Genomic DNA, 14,739 nt, shown 5'->3' on the forward strand with positions numbered 1-14,739 from the left:
AATGTGGGAGCGGGCTTGCTCGCGAATGCGGTGGTGCAGTTGCTGATGTGCTGGATGACACGGCGCATTTGCGAGCAAGCCCGCTCCCATATTTAAAGTCCACTCATGCACCCTGACGCCCTATAATGCCCGCCTTTGCGCAACTCATCAGGCTCTCAGTTCTTGGCAAATATAGATAACGCGGCTGCCGAAATGGCGGCCGCAGGCTTTTACCGCATCGCCCTGGGCGTGGAATACAAAGGCTCGCGCTATCGCGGCTGGCAGCGTCAGGCCTCCGGGGTGCTGACGGTGCAGGAAACCCTGGAAAACGCCCTGTCCAAAGTCGCCAACTCGCCGGTGTCGCTGATGTGTGCCGGGCGCACCGATGCCGGCGTGCACGCGTGTGGCCAAGTGGTGCACTTCGACACCCAGGCCGAGCGGTCGATGAAGGCGTGGGTGATGGGGGCCAATATCAATTTGCCCCATGATGTCAGTGTCAGCTGGGCCAAGGTCATGCCCGCGCATTTTCACGCCCGTTTCAAGGCCATCGCCCGGCGTTACCGCTACGTGATCTACAACGATCAGATCCGCCCGGCGCACCTCAATGAAGAAATCACCTGGAACCACCGCCCGCTGGATGCCGAGCGTATGGCCGAAGCCGCGCAGCATCTGGTGGGGGTGCATGACTTCAGCGCCTTCCGTGCCGGGCAGTGCCAGGCCAAGTCGCCGATCAAGGAAGTCCACCACCTGCGGGTGACGCGCCACGGCAAGATGATCGTGCTGGATATCCGTGCCGGGGCCTTTCTGCATCACATGGTGCGCAATATCGCTGGGGTGCTGATGACCATCGGCACCGGTGAGCGCCCGGTGGAGTGGGCCAAGGAAGTGCTGGAAAGCCGCATCCGCCGCACGGGCGGGGTCACGGCGCATCCGTTCGGCTTGTATCTGGTGGATGTGGAGTACCGCGACGAGTTCGAACTGCCGGAACGCTTTATCGGGCCGCACTTCCTCACCGGTTTCAGCGAACTTGGCGGCTGACGCCCGGAAAAGCTTTTGTTACCATCCGGGACTTTCTCGGACCAACCCTGAGGTTCCTACGACATGTCAGCCGTTCGCAGCAAGATTTGCGGGATTACCCGCATAGAAGACGCGCTGGCGGCAGTCGAAGCGGGGGCGGATGCCATTGGCCTAGTGTTTTATGCCAAGAGCCCACGGGCGGTAAATGTGCTGCAGGCGCGGGCGATTATCGCTGCGTTGCCGCCCTTCGTGACCACCGTGGGGTTGTTTGTCAATGCCAGCCGCTGCGAGCTCAACGAGACCCTGGATGCGGTGGCGCTGGATATGTTGCAGTTCCACGGCGACGAATCGCCAGAGGAATGCGAAAGCTATCAGCGCCCGTACATCAAGGCGTTGCGGGTCAAGGCCGGGGACGATATTGCCGCAGCCTGCGCCGCGTATGCCGGCGCTCGCGGGATTCTGCTGGACACCTACGTCGAAGGCGTACCCGGTGGTACGGGCGAGGCGTTCGACTGGTCGCTGATTCCCGAGGGGTTGAGCAAGCCGGTTATTCTCGCGGGTGGGCTCACCCCAGGAAATGTCCAGGCGGCCATCGAACAGGTTCGGCCGTATGCCGTCGACGTCAGCGGTGGGGTGGAGCAGGGCAAGGGGATCAAGGACCCGAGCAAGATTCGCGCGTTCATGCAGGCCGTGCGCAACAGCAGGGGTGGGATGTGACGGCTGGCAGTCTGCCGCCGTCCATAACTACCACTGTGTAAAACAGCCCGGCGCCGCCTGTGGGTGGCCCGGAAACGAAGTGGCAACCCTGCGCTGGCAGGTTGTCTGGAAGGCTGAGGATACGAGCGGGAAATGGCAGGTCCAACGTCTGACCCCGTCCCGCCTGTGTCATCGCCACATATGAATTTAGCTCAAGGGCATACGCGGGGCTGTGTTCAAGCCACCGGTACTGGAGAAAAGAAAGCATGAGCAACTGGTTAGTAGACAAACTGATCCCTTCGATCATGCGTTCCGAGGTGAAGAAAAGCTCGGTTCCTGAAGGTCTGTGGCACAAATGCCCATCCTGCGACGCGGTACTGTATCGCCCGGAGCTGGAAAAGACCCTGGACGTTTGCCCCAAGTGCAACCACCACATGCGTATTGGCGCCCGCGCCCGTATCGACATCTTCCTGGATGCCGGCGGCCGTAATGAGCTGGGCGCCGACCTGGAGCCGGTTGACCGTCTCAAGTTCCGCGACAGCAAGAAGTACAAGGACCGTCTGGTCGGCGCGCAGAAGCAGACCGGCGAGAAAGACGCGCTGATTTCGGTCAGCGGCAAGCTGCTGGGCATGCCGGTGGTGGTTTCGGCCTTCGAATTCTCCTTCATGGGCGGTTCCATGGGTGCCATCGTCGGTGAGCGCTTTGTTCGCGCTGCCAACTATGCCCTGGAAAACCGTTGCCCGATGATCTGCTTCGCCGCCTCCGGTGGTGCGCGTATGCAGGAAGCCCTGATTTCCCTGATGCAAATGGCCAAGACCTCGGCGGTTCTGGCGCGTCTGCGTGAAGAAGGCATTCCGTTCATCTCCGTATTGACCGACCCGGTCTACGGCGGCGTGTCCGCCAGCCTGGCAATGTTGGGCGATGTGATCGTTGGCGAGCCTAAAGCCCTGATCGGCTTTGCCGGCCCACGCGTGATCGAGCAGACCGTGCGGGAGAAACTGCCGGAAGGCTTCCAGCGCAGCGAGTTCCTGCTGGAGCACGGTGCGATCGACCTGATCATCCCGCGTGGCGAGTTGCGCCCGCGCCTGGGCAGCCTGCTGGCGCAAATGATGGGCCTGCCGACGCCTGTGTACGTCGCGCCTAAAGTCGAGCCGATCGTCGTGCCGCCGGTGCCTGCAAACCTATGACCCAACGTACCCTGGGCGAGTGGCTCGCCTACCTTGAGCAGTTGCATCCGTCCGCCATCGACATGGGCCTGGAGCGCTCGCAACAGGTAGCGGCCCGCCTCGGGTTGGGTCAGCCGGCACCGCGTGTGATCACGGTGACCGGCACCAACGGCAAAGGCTCCACCTGTGCTTTTGTGGCCGCGCTGTTGCAGGCCCAGGGCCTCAAAGTCGGCGTGTACAGCTCGCCGCACCTGCTGCGCTACAACGAGCGGGTGCAGCTCAATGGCGTAGAAGCCACTGATGCCCAGCTGTGCGAAGCCTTCGCAGCCCTGGAGGCCGGGCGTGGCGAGACTTCCCTGACCTATTTCGAAATGGGCACCCTGGCGGCGTTCTGGCTGTTCGAGCGTGCGCAGCTGGATGTGGTCGTGCTGGAAGTCGGCCTCGGCGGGCGCCTGGATACGGTCAACGTGGTGGATGCCGACCTGGCGCTGGTCACCAGCATCGGTGTTGATCACGCCGACTATCTAGGCAATACCCGCGAGTCTGTGGCCTATGAAAAGGCCGGGATCTTCCGCCAGAGCAGGCCCGCGCTCTGTGGCGACCTGGATCCGCCGCAACCTTTGCTGGACAAGGTGCGCGAGCTGGATTGCCCGTTCTACCTGCGCGGTCGTGAATTCAATCTCGACATCGGTGCGACCCACTGGCAATGGCGTGGGCGTGATGCCCGTGGCAAGGTGGTAGAGCTGCTCGATTTGCCGTTGCTGAACCTGCCGATGGAAAACGCCGCACTCGCGCTGCAAGCCTATTTGCTGCTGGATCTGCCGTGGGATGCCAAGCAGATCGGCGCAACCCTGCGAGCGACGAAGGTGGTGGGGCGCCTGGATCGCCGGGTGCTGGACTGGCAAGGCAAGCGCCTGAACCTGTTGCTGGATGTCGGGCATAACCCCCATGCGGCTCACTATCTGGCTCAGCGCCTGGCGCGCACACCACCGGCCGGCCGCCGCCTGGCGGTGTTCGGGTTGCTGGCCGACAAGGATCTTGATGGCGTAATAGCGCCGTTGTTTGGCAGCGTACAGTCTTGGGCCGTTGCGCCGCTGGATACGCCGCGCAGCCGTCCTGCGGTTGAGCTGGAAACTGCCTTGCAGAACCTTGGCGCGCCCGTGACGTCGTATGCAAGCATCACTGCCGCCCTTGAGGCGCAGTGTGCGCTGGCTGCGGCCGAAGACGAAATCCTGTTGTTCGGATCATTTTATTGTGTTGCCGAGGCGCTCGAATGGCTGGCCCGGCGCTCCACGGAGGAAGCTGCACATGGCATTACTGGATAGCGCATACAAGCAGCGAATGGTCGGGGCCCTGGTGCTGGTGGCGTTGGCGGTGATCTTCCTGCCGATGCTGTTTTCCCGTCAGGACGAACAGCGCCAGGTGGTGGTTGAAGCTCCCGCTGCGCCCCAGGCGCCGGTGGTGCCCCAGGTTCAAGTCGAACCGGTAGTTGTGCCTGAGCCTCAGGTGTTGCCGGAAGAACCTGTGCCCGTCGAGGAGGAGGTCGTCACCCAGCAGGCACCTTCGCAGGCCCCTTCGATGCCGGTGCAGCCAAGTGTGCCGGTGGTCAAGCCGACGCCAGCCCCGGCTGTCGCCGCCAAACCGGCTGCACCGGCGCCAGCGCCCAAGCCTGTGGCGCCGCAGCCTGCTGCACCGGGTAAGCCGGATGTGGGTCAGAGCCGCATCGACCCTAATGGCTTGCCGATCAGTTGGTCGATCCAGCTCGCCAGCCTGGCCAATCGCGAAAGCGCCGATGCCTTGCAGAAAAAGCTGCGTGCCCAGGGGTATAACGCCTATATCCGCAGTGCCGATGGCAAGAACCGTGTGTTTGTGGGGCCGCTGATCGAGCGTGCCGAGGCAGATCGCCTGCGCGATTTGCTGGGTCGTCAGCAGAACCTCAACGGGTTTGTGGTGCGTTTCCAGCCCGAGCGCGGCTGAACAAACACCGGCTTTGGCTGGCGGCGCGGTTCAAATGTGGGAGCGGGCTTGCTCGCGAATGCGGTAGATCAGTCGACTTATTTGTTGCTGGCCCACCGCATTCGCGAGCAAGCCCGCTCCCACATTGGTTTTGTGATGGGGTTGAGATCGACTTGCTCGCTCCCAATCTATTGATTTGCAAAGCACCCGCAATCACCGCTTACCGATAGCCCGGCGCTCTGCTAAAATGCGCCGCCTTATCCGTACGTAGGCTGCACTGTGCCATTTACCTGGGTTGATTGGGCGATCGTTGCAATCGTCGCCATCTCCGCTTTGATCAGTCTGAGCCGCGGCTTCGTAAAAGAAGCACTGTCGTTGCTGACCTGGATCATTGCAGGAGTCGTAGCCTGGATGTTCGGTGGTTCACTGTCGGTCTACCTGGCCGGGTACATAGAGACACCTTCGGCTCGCGTCATCGCGGGCTGCGCCATCATGTTCATCGCCACGCTGTTGGTGGGGGCAATGGTCAATTATCTTATTGGCGAGTTGATACGTGTCACCGGCATCGAAGGGACCGATCGATTTCTCGGCATGGCCTTCGGGGCTGCGCGTGGCGCGCTGCTGGTGGTCGTGGCGGTCGGGCTGTTGAGCCTGGGGCCGGTACAGCAGGATTCGTGGTGGCAGGAGTCGGTACTCGTGCCAAAATTTCTATTGGTTGCAGACTGGTCCAAGAACCTCATTCTGGGGTGGAGCAGTCAGTGGCTGGCCAGCGGAATCAGCGTACCCGCTGATCTTCCGTTCAAGGAACACCTCTTACCGGCCAAAACGCCTCAGTAAGCTGTGTTCAGTCAAGATTCATTAAGTAGGGGTTGCGTCGCATGTGTGGCATCGTCGGTATCGTCGGTAAGTCGAACGTCAATCAGGCGCTGTATGACGCGCTAACCGTCCTCCAGCACCGCGGCCAGGACGCTGCCGGTATTGTGACCAGCCACGACGGCCGGTTATTCCTGCGCAAGGACAATGGCCTGGTGCGTGACGTGTTCCATCAGCGTCACATGCAGCGCCTCGTCGGGCACATGGGCATTGGCCATGTGCGCTACCCGACTGCCGGTAGCTCGACCTCGGCCGAAGCTCAACCTTTCTACGTCAACTCGCCTTACGGCATCACTTTGGCGCACAACGGTAACCTGACCAACGTTGAACAACTGGCCAAGGAGATCTACGAATCTGACCTGCGCCACGTCAACACCAGCTCCGATTCGGAAGTGTTGCTCAACGTGTTCGCCCACGAGCTGGCCCAGCGCGGCAAGCTGCAGCCGACCGAAGAAGACGTGTTCGCCGCCGTGATCGACGTGCACAACCGTTGCGTCGGTGGTTATGCGGTGGTGGCGATGATCACCGGTTACGGCATCGTCGGTTTCCGCGACCCCCACGGCATTCGTCCGATCGTATTCGGCCAGCGTCACACCGACGAAGGCGTCGAGTACATGATCGCCTCCGAAAGCGTGTCCCTGGACGTGCTGGGCTTCACCCTGATCCGCGACCTGGCGCCGGGCGAGGCTGTCTACATCACTGAAGACGGCAAGCTGCACACCCGTCAGTGCGCCGTAGCGCCGAAACTCACCCCGTGCATCTTCGAACACGTCTACCTGGCGCGTCCGGATTCGATCATCGACGGCGTCTCGGTCTACAAGGCGCGCCTGCGCATGGGCGAGAAGCTGGCCGAGAAGATCCTGCGCGAGCGTCCCGAGCACGATATCGATGTGGTCATCCCGATTCCGGACACCAGCCGTACTGCCGCGCTGGAGCTGGCCAACCATCTGGGCGTCAAATTCCGCGAAGGCTTCGTGAAGAACCGCTACATCGGCCGTACTTTCATCATGCCCGGCCAGGCTGCGCGCAAGAAGTCGGTTCGTCAGAAGCTCAACGCCATTGAACTTGAGTTCCGCGGCAAGAACGTGATGCTGGTGGATGACTCCATCGTGCGCGGCACCACTTGCAAGCAGATTATCCAGATGGCCCGCGAAGCCGGGGCGAAGAACGTGTACTTCTGCTCTGCGGCGCCCGCGGTGCGTTACCCGAACGTGTACGGTATCGACATGCCGAGCGCCCATGAGCTGATCGCGCATAACCGTTCGACCCAGGACGTGGCCGACCTGATCGGCGCCGACTGGCTGATCTACCAGGACCTGCCGGACCTGATCGAAGCGGTTGGCGGTGGCAAGATCAAGATCGAGCAGTTCGACTGCGCCGTGTTCGACGGCAAGTACGTCACCGGCGATGTCGACGAGGCCTACCTGAACAAGATCGAGCAGGCGCGCAACGACTCGTCGAAGATCAAGACCCAGGCGGTCAGCGCGATCATCGACCTGTATAACAACTGAGTAAACACCGGCCCTGAGGGGCCGGTTTTGTATCTTAAACAAAGAATTGAATAAGGAGTCGCAGCATGAGTCAGGAATGGGATGCCGGTCGGTTGGACAGCGACCTCGATGGCGTAGCTTTCGATACCCTGGCTGTGCGCGCCGGCCAGCACCGTACCCCGGAAGGTGAGCACGGCGACCCGATGTTCTTCACCTCCAGCTACGTGTTCCGTACTGCCGCCGACGCCGCTGCGCGGTTTGCTGGCGAAGTGCCGGGCAACGTGTATTCGCGCTACACCAACCCGACCGTGCGTGCGTTTGAAGAGCGCATCGCGGCCCTGGAAGGTGCCGAGCAGGCCGTGGCGACTGCCACCGGAATGGCGGCCATCCTGGCGGTGGTGATGAGCCTGTGCAGCGCCGGCGACCATGTGCTGGTATCGCGCAGCGTGTTCGGCTCGACCATCAGCCTGTTCGAAAAGTACTTCAAGCGTTTCGGTATTGAAGTCGATTACGTGCCCCTGGCGGACCTGTCCGGTTGGGAGGCGGCCATCAAGGCCAATACCAAGCTGTTGTTCGTCGAATCGCCGTCCAACCCGCTCGCTGAGCTGGTGGACATCGCCGCGCTGTCCGAAGTCGCCCATGCCAAGGGCGCGATGCTGGTGGTGGACAACTGCTTCTGCACCCCGGCCTTGCAGCAACCGCTGAAGCTGGGTGCGGACATCGTGGTGCACTCGGCAACCAAGTTCATCGACGGCCAGGGCCGTTGCATGGGCGGCGTGGTGGCCGGTCGCAGCGAGCAGATGAAGGAAGTGGTGGGCTTCCTGCGCACCGCCGGCCCGACCCTCAGCCCGTTCAACGCCTGGATCTTCCTCAAAGGCCTGGAAACCCTCAGCCTGCGCATGAAAGCCCATTGCGCCAACGCCCAGGCCCTGGCCGAGTGGCTGGAGCAGCAGGACGGTATCGAGAAAGTGCATTACGCCGGCCTCAAGAGCCACCCGCAACACGCCTTGGCCCAGCGCCAGCAGCGTGGTTTCGGGGCGGTGGTGAGTTTTGAAGTGAAGGGCGGCAAAGACGGCGCCTGGCGCTTCATCGACGCGACACGCTTGATCTCCATTACCGCCAACCTGGGTGACAGCAAGACCACCATCACCCACCCGAGCACCACCTCCCACGGGCGCCTGGCGCCGCAGGAGCGTGAAGCGGCCGGCATTCGTGACAGCCTGATCCGCATCGCGGTGGGCCTGGAAGATGTTGCTGATTTGCAGGCAGACCTGGCCCGCGGGCTGGCGGCCTTGTGATCGAGTGGTCCATGGAGGCTGCGGCGGCCAGTAACGGGCGCGTGGCGCTGGTGACGGGCGCGGCGCGGGGCATTGGCCTCGGGATTGCCGCGTGGCTGATCAGTGAAGGTTGGCAGGTGGTGCTGACCGACCTGGACCGCGAGCGCGGTGCCAAGGTGTCCAAGGTGCTGGGCGACAATGCCTGGTTTATCACCATGGACGTGGCCGACGAGAAGCAAGTGGCCCAGGGTGTCGCCGAGGTGCTGGGGCAGTTCGGGCGCCTGGATGCGTTGGTGTGCAACGCGGCGGTGGCCGACCCGCGCAATATCACCCTGGAAAGCCTCGATCTGACGTATTGGAATCGGGTGCTGGCGGTCAACCTCAGCGGGCCGATGCTGTTGGCCAAGCACTGCGCGCCTTACCTGCGTGCCCACGGCGGCGCTATCGTCAACCTGGCCTCGACCCGGGCGCGTCAATCCGAGCCCGACACCGAAGCCTATGCGGCCAGCAAAGGTGGGCTGTTGGCCCTGACCCACGCGTTGGCCATGAGCCTGGGGCCCGAAGTGCGGGTCAATGCGGTCAGCCCTGGCTGGATCGACGCACGTGACCCGGCTGCGCGGCGTGCAGAGCCGCTCACCGACTCCGATCATGCCCAGCATCCGGCGGGCAGGGTGGGGACGGTGGAGGACGTGGCGGCGATGGTGGCCTGGTTGCTGTCACGCCAGGCCGGGTTCGTCACCGGGCAAGAGTTCGTGGTGGACGGCGGCATGAGCAAGAAGATGATTTACAGCGAGTAGGGCGGGTAGCCGCCTTGAAGTTATTTTGTCTTTTTCAGAAAAACTTCAAGCAGGCTATTGACTTAGGTCCGCTACCTGCGTAAATTTCGCGGCCTCAACGAAGCAAAGGGTGATTAGCTCAGCTGGGAGAGCATCTGCCTTACAAGCAGAGGGTCGGCGGTTCGATCCCGTCATCACCCACCACTTCTTGAGAGTTTTGCCCCTAGGGCAAGACGCAACGTTAAAGGTTGCACCGACGCGCAGCGGTAGTTCAGTCGGTTAGAATACCGGCCTGTCACGCCGGGGGTCGCGGGTTCGAGTCCCGTCCGCTGCGCCATATTTTCCAGGTTCGATCTGTCGGGCTTGAGATTGAACAGCCAAGGCTGATCGATCAGATGTTTAAAGGTGGTTGAGGGTTCATGCTCAATCAGCCAAGCGATACGCAGCGGTAGTTCAGTCGGTTAGAATACCGGCCTGTCACGCCGGGGGTCGCGGGTTCGAGTCCCGTCCGCTGCGCCATATCTGCCTCAAGGCCCACTGAACGCCTTGAAGCACAAGGAAAGCCACTGGCTCACCTTGATCCGATAGCAAAGACCCTGGTCGAAAGACCGGGGTTTTTTGTGTCTGGGGTTTGGAAAAAACCTCATCTTCTTCGCTACCACCAGCGCTCATTATCGGCAAACGGCCGACAGATCATTTCGATTCTGTCGGCCGTTTTTGCGTTCTTGTGTCAAAAAATTTCAATGTGGTTATTTGCCGCAGGCGCAGAAACCTTTAAAGTTAACCCTTCGGTCAACTTTGCACTGTCATCATGGCCTTTTGATTCGTCGAGAAAGGCTTCTGCAAGTCTCCAGATTCGGTGTACTTAACCATAAGGGCGGATTTATAACCGCTCAGAGGATGATCCATGTCCAACCGTGAAATAACCCGGCGCTCGTTCCTTCAGGGCGGGCTGGTGGCGGGTGTGAGTGTCACGCTCACGCCGCTCAGCACCCAGGCGCTGGCTGCCTTGATGGAAAACAGCGTGACCGTGCCGTCTGAAAAGTGGCTCGGCCATAACGGCAAGGCGCGCCAGCGTAACGATGCCTTGTCGAAAGTCTGCGGCAGCAAGGTGTTTGCCCGCGACATCCGCTCCAAGGACATGCCCGGCTGGCCTGCGCAGCAAGGTCACGCCATGTTGCTCAAAACCATCAAGGCCGACCACATCTACGCGGGCTACGACCTGTCGTGGCTTGGCGCCGAGCTGCAGCCGGACCGTATCGTCACCGCTGCCGACCTGGACAAGGACGGTATCGTCTTCCCGGAAGAACATGCGCCGGACCCGTTGTTGCCCGAGGGCAAAGTGCCGATGTTCATCGGTCACCCGGTGGCGATCCTGATCTGGAACGACTTCGAGCGTTTCCGTCAGGCCAAGAACAAACTCAAGTTCAATGACAAGGCGATTCGTTACGGCGCCAAAGTGCCGTATTACGAAGGTGACCCCTACGGTAGCTTCCGCTACGTGCGCGTGGGTGGCCCGACCTCGGCCGACGAAGACGAATTCGCCAGCCTCAAGGATTCGATCCTGTTCCCGATGCTGAAAAACCGTCGCCCGGTGTGGAATTCCCAGCCAAACCTGCACGGCAACCTGACCGAGCGCGGGCTGTTCTACGCCGAGCGCATGAAGAGCCAGATCAACACGCCACCGGACAACTGGCTGGTGTTTGACGAGCGCTACAAAACCCCATCGATCGAACCGGCCGCCATGGAGCCGGACAACGGCAACGGTTGGTACGATCCAGCAACCAAGACCCTGCACTTTGTGGTGGCCACCCAGTGCCCATTGGAAGTGGCGACCGAGACCGCCAAGATGATCTCGCCGTCGCGCTTCGGCCTGGCCCACCTGAACATGCATCCGGGTTATACCGTGGGTTACGGTTCCAAAGACCACAACATTTTCGTCTACTACGCCGCCCTCGCTGCGTTGTATGGCGCCGGTGTACCGGTGCGTCTGGCCAATGATCGTTACGAGCAATTCCAGAGCGGCATCAAGCGTCACCCGTTCGATATCCGCTATCAGTTGGCGGTCGACAAGAACGACCACAGCTTCAAAATCTTCCTCGCCGACATGAGCGTCGACGGCGGTGGCCGGATCAACTACAGCCCGTCGGTGGCTGCGGTCGGCGCCACGGCGGCGCAGTCGATCTACTACATGCCGCAGAACGACCTGCAAGTCACCGCGTACCATTCCCGTGGCGTTGAAGCCGGTTCGATGCGGGGCTACGGCACCCTGCAAAGCATGGCGGCGACCGAAATGATGGTCGACGAAATCGCCGGTCGCCTCGGTGTGGATGCCATTGAATTGCGACGCAAGAACGCACTGCGTTCGGGCATGAAGAACACCCAGGGCGCGATCCCTGCCGGTGCGTTGCGGCTGCACGAAATTCTCGACAAGGCCGCTGCGCACGACGTATGGAAAAACCGCGACGCGATCAAGCAACAGCGCGAAGCCGCAGACCCGGATAACTGGTATGGCGTCGGTTTTGCCATCTGCCAGAAAGACTTCGGCACCGGTTCCGAAGCGCCGATGGCCAGTGTTGAATTCAGCGCTGACGGCCGCATCAGCCTGCGCCACATCGGGATCGAAATCGGCACCGGCATGTCCACTTCGCAATCGCTGGTGGTCGCCGACTTCCTTGGCAGCCCGGCCCACGAAGTGAAAACCGGCGAAACACAATGGCAGGAAATGCAACTGGTCACCGGCGGCAACCCCTACACCATGAGCCAGGCCGAGCAGGACAACCTGCTGCGCAACCCGCGTTGGGTGGGCAAGCTCGCGTCGGCGTCGTCCGCGACCAACTCGGCGTACTACTTCAGCCACGCCACCCGTGAAGCGGCGCGTGTGCTGTTCAACCACGGCTTGTGGCCGGCAGCGCTGGAGATCTGGCGCCAGGGCCCGTTCGGCGGCCAGGCCAACCCCTATGTGGTGCGCCGCGAAGACGCACATTGGGTGGACGGCAAGCTCACTGCCAACGGCATGCAGCCATTGAGCTTTGAAGAACTGGCCAAGCGCGCTCATGAGCGCGGCCTGGTCACCGCTGCCACGGTCCACGGGTTCAACCGCTGGAGCTGGGCCGAGGCTGAGTACAGCATCGACGGTGTGCGCGAGCGCCTGCCGCTCGACGGTCTGGCGGTGAAATACGGCGATGGCGCACCGAAAGCCAAGCAGGCGCTGATGAGCACTGCCGGTTTCCACCTGCTCGATCGCCAGAACGTCAGCTATCCCGCCACCCAGTTGAATAACGCTGCGGTGACGTACTACAGCCCCGTCGCCACGTTGGTCGAGTTGAAGGTCAACAAGGGTTCGGCGCAGGTCGAAGTGCTCAATCACCATTCATGGGTCGAGTGCGGGCGTGTGCTGGTTGAAGAGTTGGTCAAAGGCCAGCTCGAAGGTGGAGTGGCCATGGGTATCGGTCACGCGTTGATGGAGGAAATGCCGTTGTACGAAGGCGGGCCGGGGGAGGGCGACTGGAACTTCAACCGCTACCGTCTGCCGATGGCGCGTCACGTTGCCGTATGGAAACAGACCTCGGAGATTCTGCCGGCGCTGTCGCCAAGCGACCCGTCCAAAGGTATCGCTGAAGTGGTGATGATCCCGATTGTCGGGGCCATTGGTAATGCGGTGGCACACGCCATCGGTAAACGTGTTCGCGACCTGCCAATCACGGCTGCACGCATCAAGGAGGCCCTCAATGGCTAACCGTCCGCTTCAACTGACCCTCAATGGTCAACCCGTCGGCCCGGTGGACATCCCTGATGACCTGCCGATGATCGACTACCTGCACGAATACAAAAACCTCACGGGCTCGCGGCTGGGCTGCGGCCAAGGCATTTGCCACGCCTGTGTGGTGATCGTCGACAACCCGGACGGCACCAGCGAAGAAGTGCGCACCTGCATCACCGGCGCGCATTACTTTGAAGGCAAGCAAGTGCGCACTATCGAAGGCCACGCCAAGCGCGATGAGTCGGGCCAGGTCACTGAGCTCAACCCGATCCAGCAGCGCTTCGTGGATGAGTTCGCCTTTCAGTGCAGCTATTGCGCGCCGGGCTTCGTCAATGCGGCGACCGTGTTGGTGGAGAAACTGCAACGCCAGCCGACCGTGTACAGCAAGCTGGAACAAATCATCGAGGACAGCCTCGGTCATCACGTCTGCCGTTGTACCGGGTACGTGCGTTATTACAACGCCACCCGCAACGTGCTGACCGATCTCGGCCTGGTCAAGGAGGGTTAAGCATGAAGCTTTTTCTGACCCGCCTGGCCTTGGCGGTCGGCCTGGCCGCGCCGGTATTGTTTGCCCACGCTGATGATCAAGCCAAGCGCGGCGAATACCTCGCCCGCGCCGCTGACTGCATGGCCTGCCACACTGCACCGGGCGGTGCGCCGTTTGCCGGCGGGCTGCCGATTGTCTCGCCGTTTGGCACCATCTATGGCACCAATATCACGCCAAGCAAAGAACACGGCATCGGCTTGTACAGCGATGACGAGTTCTTCGCTGCGTTGACCGAAGGCAAGCGTCGCGACGGTGCGTACTTGTATCCGGCGATGCCCTACACCTCGTACCATCTGATGCCGCGTGAAGACTCGGACGCCATTCATGCGTACCTCAAAACCATCGAGCCGATCGAGCGCGCAGCGCCGGTCACGAGCCTGAGCTTTCCCTTCAACGTGCGCCTGGGCTTGATGGGCTGGAACGTGTTGTACGGCAAAGCGCTGAAACTGGAACCGGCCGAAGGCAAGAGCGAAGCCTGGAAGCGCGGCCAGTACATGGTCGAAGTGCTCGGCCACTGCGGCGAATGCCACACGCCACGTGGCCTGCCCGGTGCGATGGAGCTGGACAAGCGCCTGACCGGCGGCATCCTCAATGGCTATCTGGCGCCCAGCCTGCTCGCCACGGACCTGGCCGCACGCGGCTGGAATGAGCAGGACCTGGCCACGTTCCTCAAGCACGGCATGAGCGCACAAGGGACGATGTTCAACGAGATGTTCCCGGTGTTCCACAACAGCACCCAGGGCCTGAGCGATGCGGACCTGGCCGCGATGGCGACCTTCCTGCTCGGCGATAAACCGCCGGCAGTCAAGGCGTTGGTCGAAGTGCCGGTGGACAAGCTCGGCCCGAGCGCTCAGCGCGGCCGCCAGGAATACCTGAACGTCTGTGCCGGTTGCCATGCCGCCGGTGGTGAAGGCAAGCCGCACATCGCGGTGGCGATGCGCGGCAACACCACGCTGCGTCTGGAAGACCCGCGCAACCTGGTGCGGGTGATCGAGGACGGGATCGGTGAGCAGAAGTTCTCCGGGTTCGAGCACATGCAACCGATGCCGGGCTTCGCTGGAAAACTCAGCCCGGCGCAACTCACCGATCTGATCAATTACCTGCGCCAAGGCTGGGGCGGGCAATCGGCGGAGCTGGCGGTGAGCGATGTGCAGAAGTTGCAGGCTGAGGCGCCGTCCATCGAGTACAAGGCGCACTGA

Annotated in this window: 12 protein-coding genes and 3 tRNA genes; all 15 read left to right on the forward strand. The window is 61.8% G+C overall.

Annotation, left to right across the window (positions count from 1 at the left end; genetic code table 11):
* Positions 1 to 192 precede the first annotated feature (192 nt).
* The 15 genes from truA (at position 193) to BMH52_RS00830 (ending at position 14,739) form a co-directional block, all read left to right on the forward strand.
* The gene (truA, locus tag BMH52_RS00760) at positions 193 to 1,017 is read left to right on the forward strand and encodes a tRNA pseudouridine(38-40) synthase TruA (RefSeq protein ID WP_003192549.1); all 825 of its coding nucleotides are present in this window, start codon (positions 193 to 195) and stop codon (positions 1,015 to 1,017) included.
* 63 nt (positions 1,018 to 1,080) lie between these two features.
* The gene (locus tag BMH52_RS00765) at positions 1,081 to 1,713 is read left to right on the forward strand and encodes a phosphoribosylanthranilate isomerase (RefSeq protein ID WP_072433788.1); all 633 of its coding nucleotides are present in this window, start codon (positions 1,081 to 1,083) and stop codon (positions 1,711 to 1,713) included.
* Between the two features lie 245 nt (positions 1,714 to 1,958).
* Positions 1,959 to 2,879 carry an acetyl-CoA carboxylase, carboxyltransferase subunit beta gene (accD, locus tag BMH52_RS00770; RefSeq protein ID WP_073842554.1) on the forward strand — a complete coding sequence of 307 codons (921 nt, stop codon included), beginning with the start codon at positions 1,959 to 1,961 and terminating at the stop codon, positions 2,877 to 2,879.
* Positions 2,876 to 4,183, forward strand: a complete 1,308-nt coding sequence (gene folC, locus BMH52_RS00775; protein ID WP_019820868.1) for a bifunctional tetrahydrofolate synthase/dihydrofolate synthase — start codon at positions 2,876 to 2,878, stop codon at positions 4,181 to 4,183. The genes accD and folC overlap by 4 nt, the downstream gene beginning before the upstream one ends.
* Positions 4,167 to 4,835: an SPOR domain-containing protein gene (locus BMH52_RS00780; RefSeq protein WP_014719152.1), complete on the forward strand. Its 669-nt coding sequence runs from the start codon at positions 4,167 to 4,169 to the stop codon at positions 4,833 to 4,835. The genes folC and BMH52_RS00780 overlap by 17 nt, the downstream gene beginning before the upstream one ends.
* 258 nt (positions 4,836 to 5,093) lie before the next feature.
* Positions 5,094 to 5,651 (forward strand): CvpA family protein, encoded by a 558-nt coding sequence (locus tag BMH52_RS00785; RefSeq protein ID WP_014719151.1) that lies wholly within the window; start codon positions 5,094 to 5,096, stop codon positions 5,649 to 5,651.
* 41 nt (positions 5,652 to 5,692) lie between these two features.
* Positions 5,693 to 7,198 carry an amidophosphoribosyltransferase gene (gene purF, locus BMH52_RS00790; protein WP_003192537.1) on the forward strand — a complete coding sequence of 502 codons (1,506 nt, stop codon included), beginning with the start codon at positions 5,693 to 5,695 and terminating at the stop codon, positions 7,196 to 7,198.
* Positions 7,199 to 7,263: 65 nt separating this feature from the next.
* Entirely contained in the window at positions 7,264 to 8,475 is a 1,212-nt protein-coding gene (locus BMH52_RS00795; RefSeq protein WP_014719150.1) for an O-succinylhomoserine sulfhydrylase, read from the forward strand.
* Positions 8,476 to 8,486: 11 nt separating this feature from the next.
* Positions 8,487 to 9,251, forward strand: a complete 765-nt coding sequence (locus tag BMH52_RS00800) for an SDR family oxidoreductase (RefSeq protein ID WP_072433789.1) — start codon at positions 8,487 to 8,489, stop codon at positions 9,249 to 9,251.
* A gap of 107 nt (positions 9,252 to 9,358) precedes the next feature.
* A tRNA-Val gene (locus tag BMH52_RS00805) sits at positions 9,359 to 9,434 on the forward strand.
* Between the two features lie 56 nt (positions 9,435 to 9,490).
* Positions 9,491 to 9,567 (forward strand) — tRNA-Asp (locus tag BMH52_RS00810).
* A 105-nt stretch (positions 9,568 to 9,672) separates the two neighbouring features.
* Positions 9,673 to 9,749: transfer RNA gene (locus BMH52_RS00815), tRNA-Asp, on the forward strand.
* Between the two features lie 388 nt (positions 9,750 to 10,137).
* Complete coding sequence (locus tag BMH52_RS00820) at positions 10,138 to 12,969, forward strand: xanthine dehydrogenase family protein molybdopterin-binding subunit (RefSeq protein ID WP_072433790.1); 2,832 nt, start codon at positions 10,138 to 10,140, stop codon at positions 12,967 to 12,969.
* A complete protein-coding gene (locus BMH52_RS00825) occupies positions 12,962 to 13,501 on the forward strand; it encodes a (2Fe-2S)-binding protein (RefSeq protein ID WP_014719147.1) in 540 nt (179 codons plus the stop codon). Before BMH52_RS00820 ends, BMH52_RS00825 begins: the two co-directional genes overlap by 8 nt.
* Positions 13,502 to 13,503: 2 nt before the next feature.
* Complete coding sequence (locus tag BMH52_RS00830; protein ID WP_073842556.1) at positions 13,504 to 14,739, forward strand: cytochrome c; 1,236 nt, start codon at positions 13,504 to 13,506, stop codon at positions 14,737 to 14,739.

Source organism: Pseudomonas sp. BTN1 (genome assembly GCF_001907715.1).
In the GTDB taxonomy this organism is placed as follows: domain Bacteria; phylum Pseudomonadota; class Gammaproteobacteria; order Pseudomonadales; family Pseudomonadaceae; genus Aquipseudomonas; species Aquipseudomonas paracarnis.

What these genes read in the sequence shown, in the direction of transcription:
- folC (WP_019820868.1), top strand. Translation starts at nt 2,876, where the DNA reads ATGACCCAACGTACCCTGGGCGAGTGGCTCGCCTACCTTGAGCAGTTG.
- BMH52_RS00820 (WP_072433790.1), top strand. Translation starts at nt 10,138, where the DNA reads ATGTCCAACCGTGAAATAACCCGGCGCTCGTTCCTTCAGGGCGGGCTG.
- purF (WP_003192537.1), top strand. Translation starts at nt 5,693, where the DNA reads ATGTGTGGCATCGTCGGTATCGTCGGTAAGTCGAACGTCAATCAGGCG.
- truA (WP_003192549.1), top strand. Translation starts at nt 193, where the DNA reads ATGGCGGCCGCAGGCTTTTACCGCATCGCCCTGGGCGTGGAATACAAA.
- accD (WP_073842554.1), top strand. Translation starts at nt 1,959, where the DNA reads ATGAGCAACTGGTTAGTAGACAAACTGATCCCTTCGATCATGCGTTCC.
- BMH52_RS00795 (WP_014719150.1), top strand. Translation starts at nt 7,264, where the DNA reads ATGAGTCAGGAATGGGATGCCGGTCGGTTGGACAGCGACCTCGATGGC.
- BMH52_RS00780 (WP_014719152.1), top strand. Translation starts at nt 4,167, where the DNA reads ATGGCATTACTGGATAGCGCATACAAGCAGCGAATGGTCGGGGCCCTG.
- BMH52_RS00825 (WP_014719147.1), top strand. Translation starts at nt 12,962, where the DNA reads ATGGCTAACCGTCCGCTTCAACTGACCCTCAATGGTCAACCCGTCGGC.
- BMH52_RS00830 (WP_073842556.1), top strand. Translation starts at nt 13,504, where the DNA reads ATGAAGCTTTTTCTGACCCGCCTGGCCTTGGCGGTCGGCCTGGCCGCG.
- BMH52_RS00765 (WP_072433788.1), top strand. Translation starts at nt 1,081, where the DNA reads ATGTCAGCCGTTCGCAGCAAGATTTGCGGGATTACCCGCATAGAAGAC.
- BMH52_RS00800 (WP_072433789.1), top strand. Translation starts at nt 8,487, where the DNA reads ATGGAGGCTGCGGCGGCCAGTAACGGGCGCGTGGCGCTGGTGACGGGC.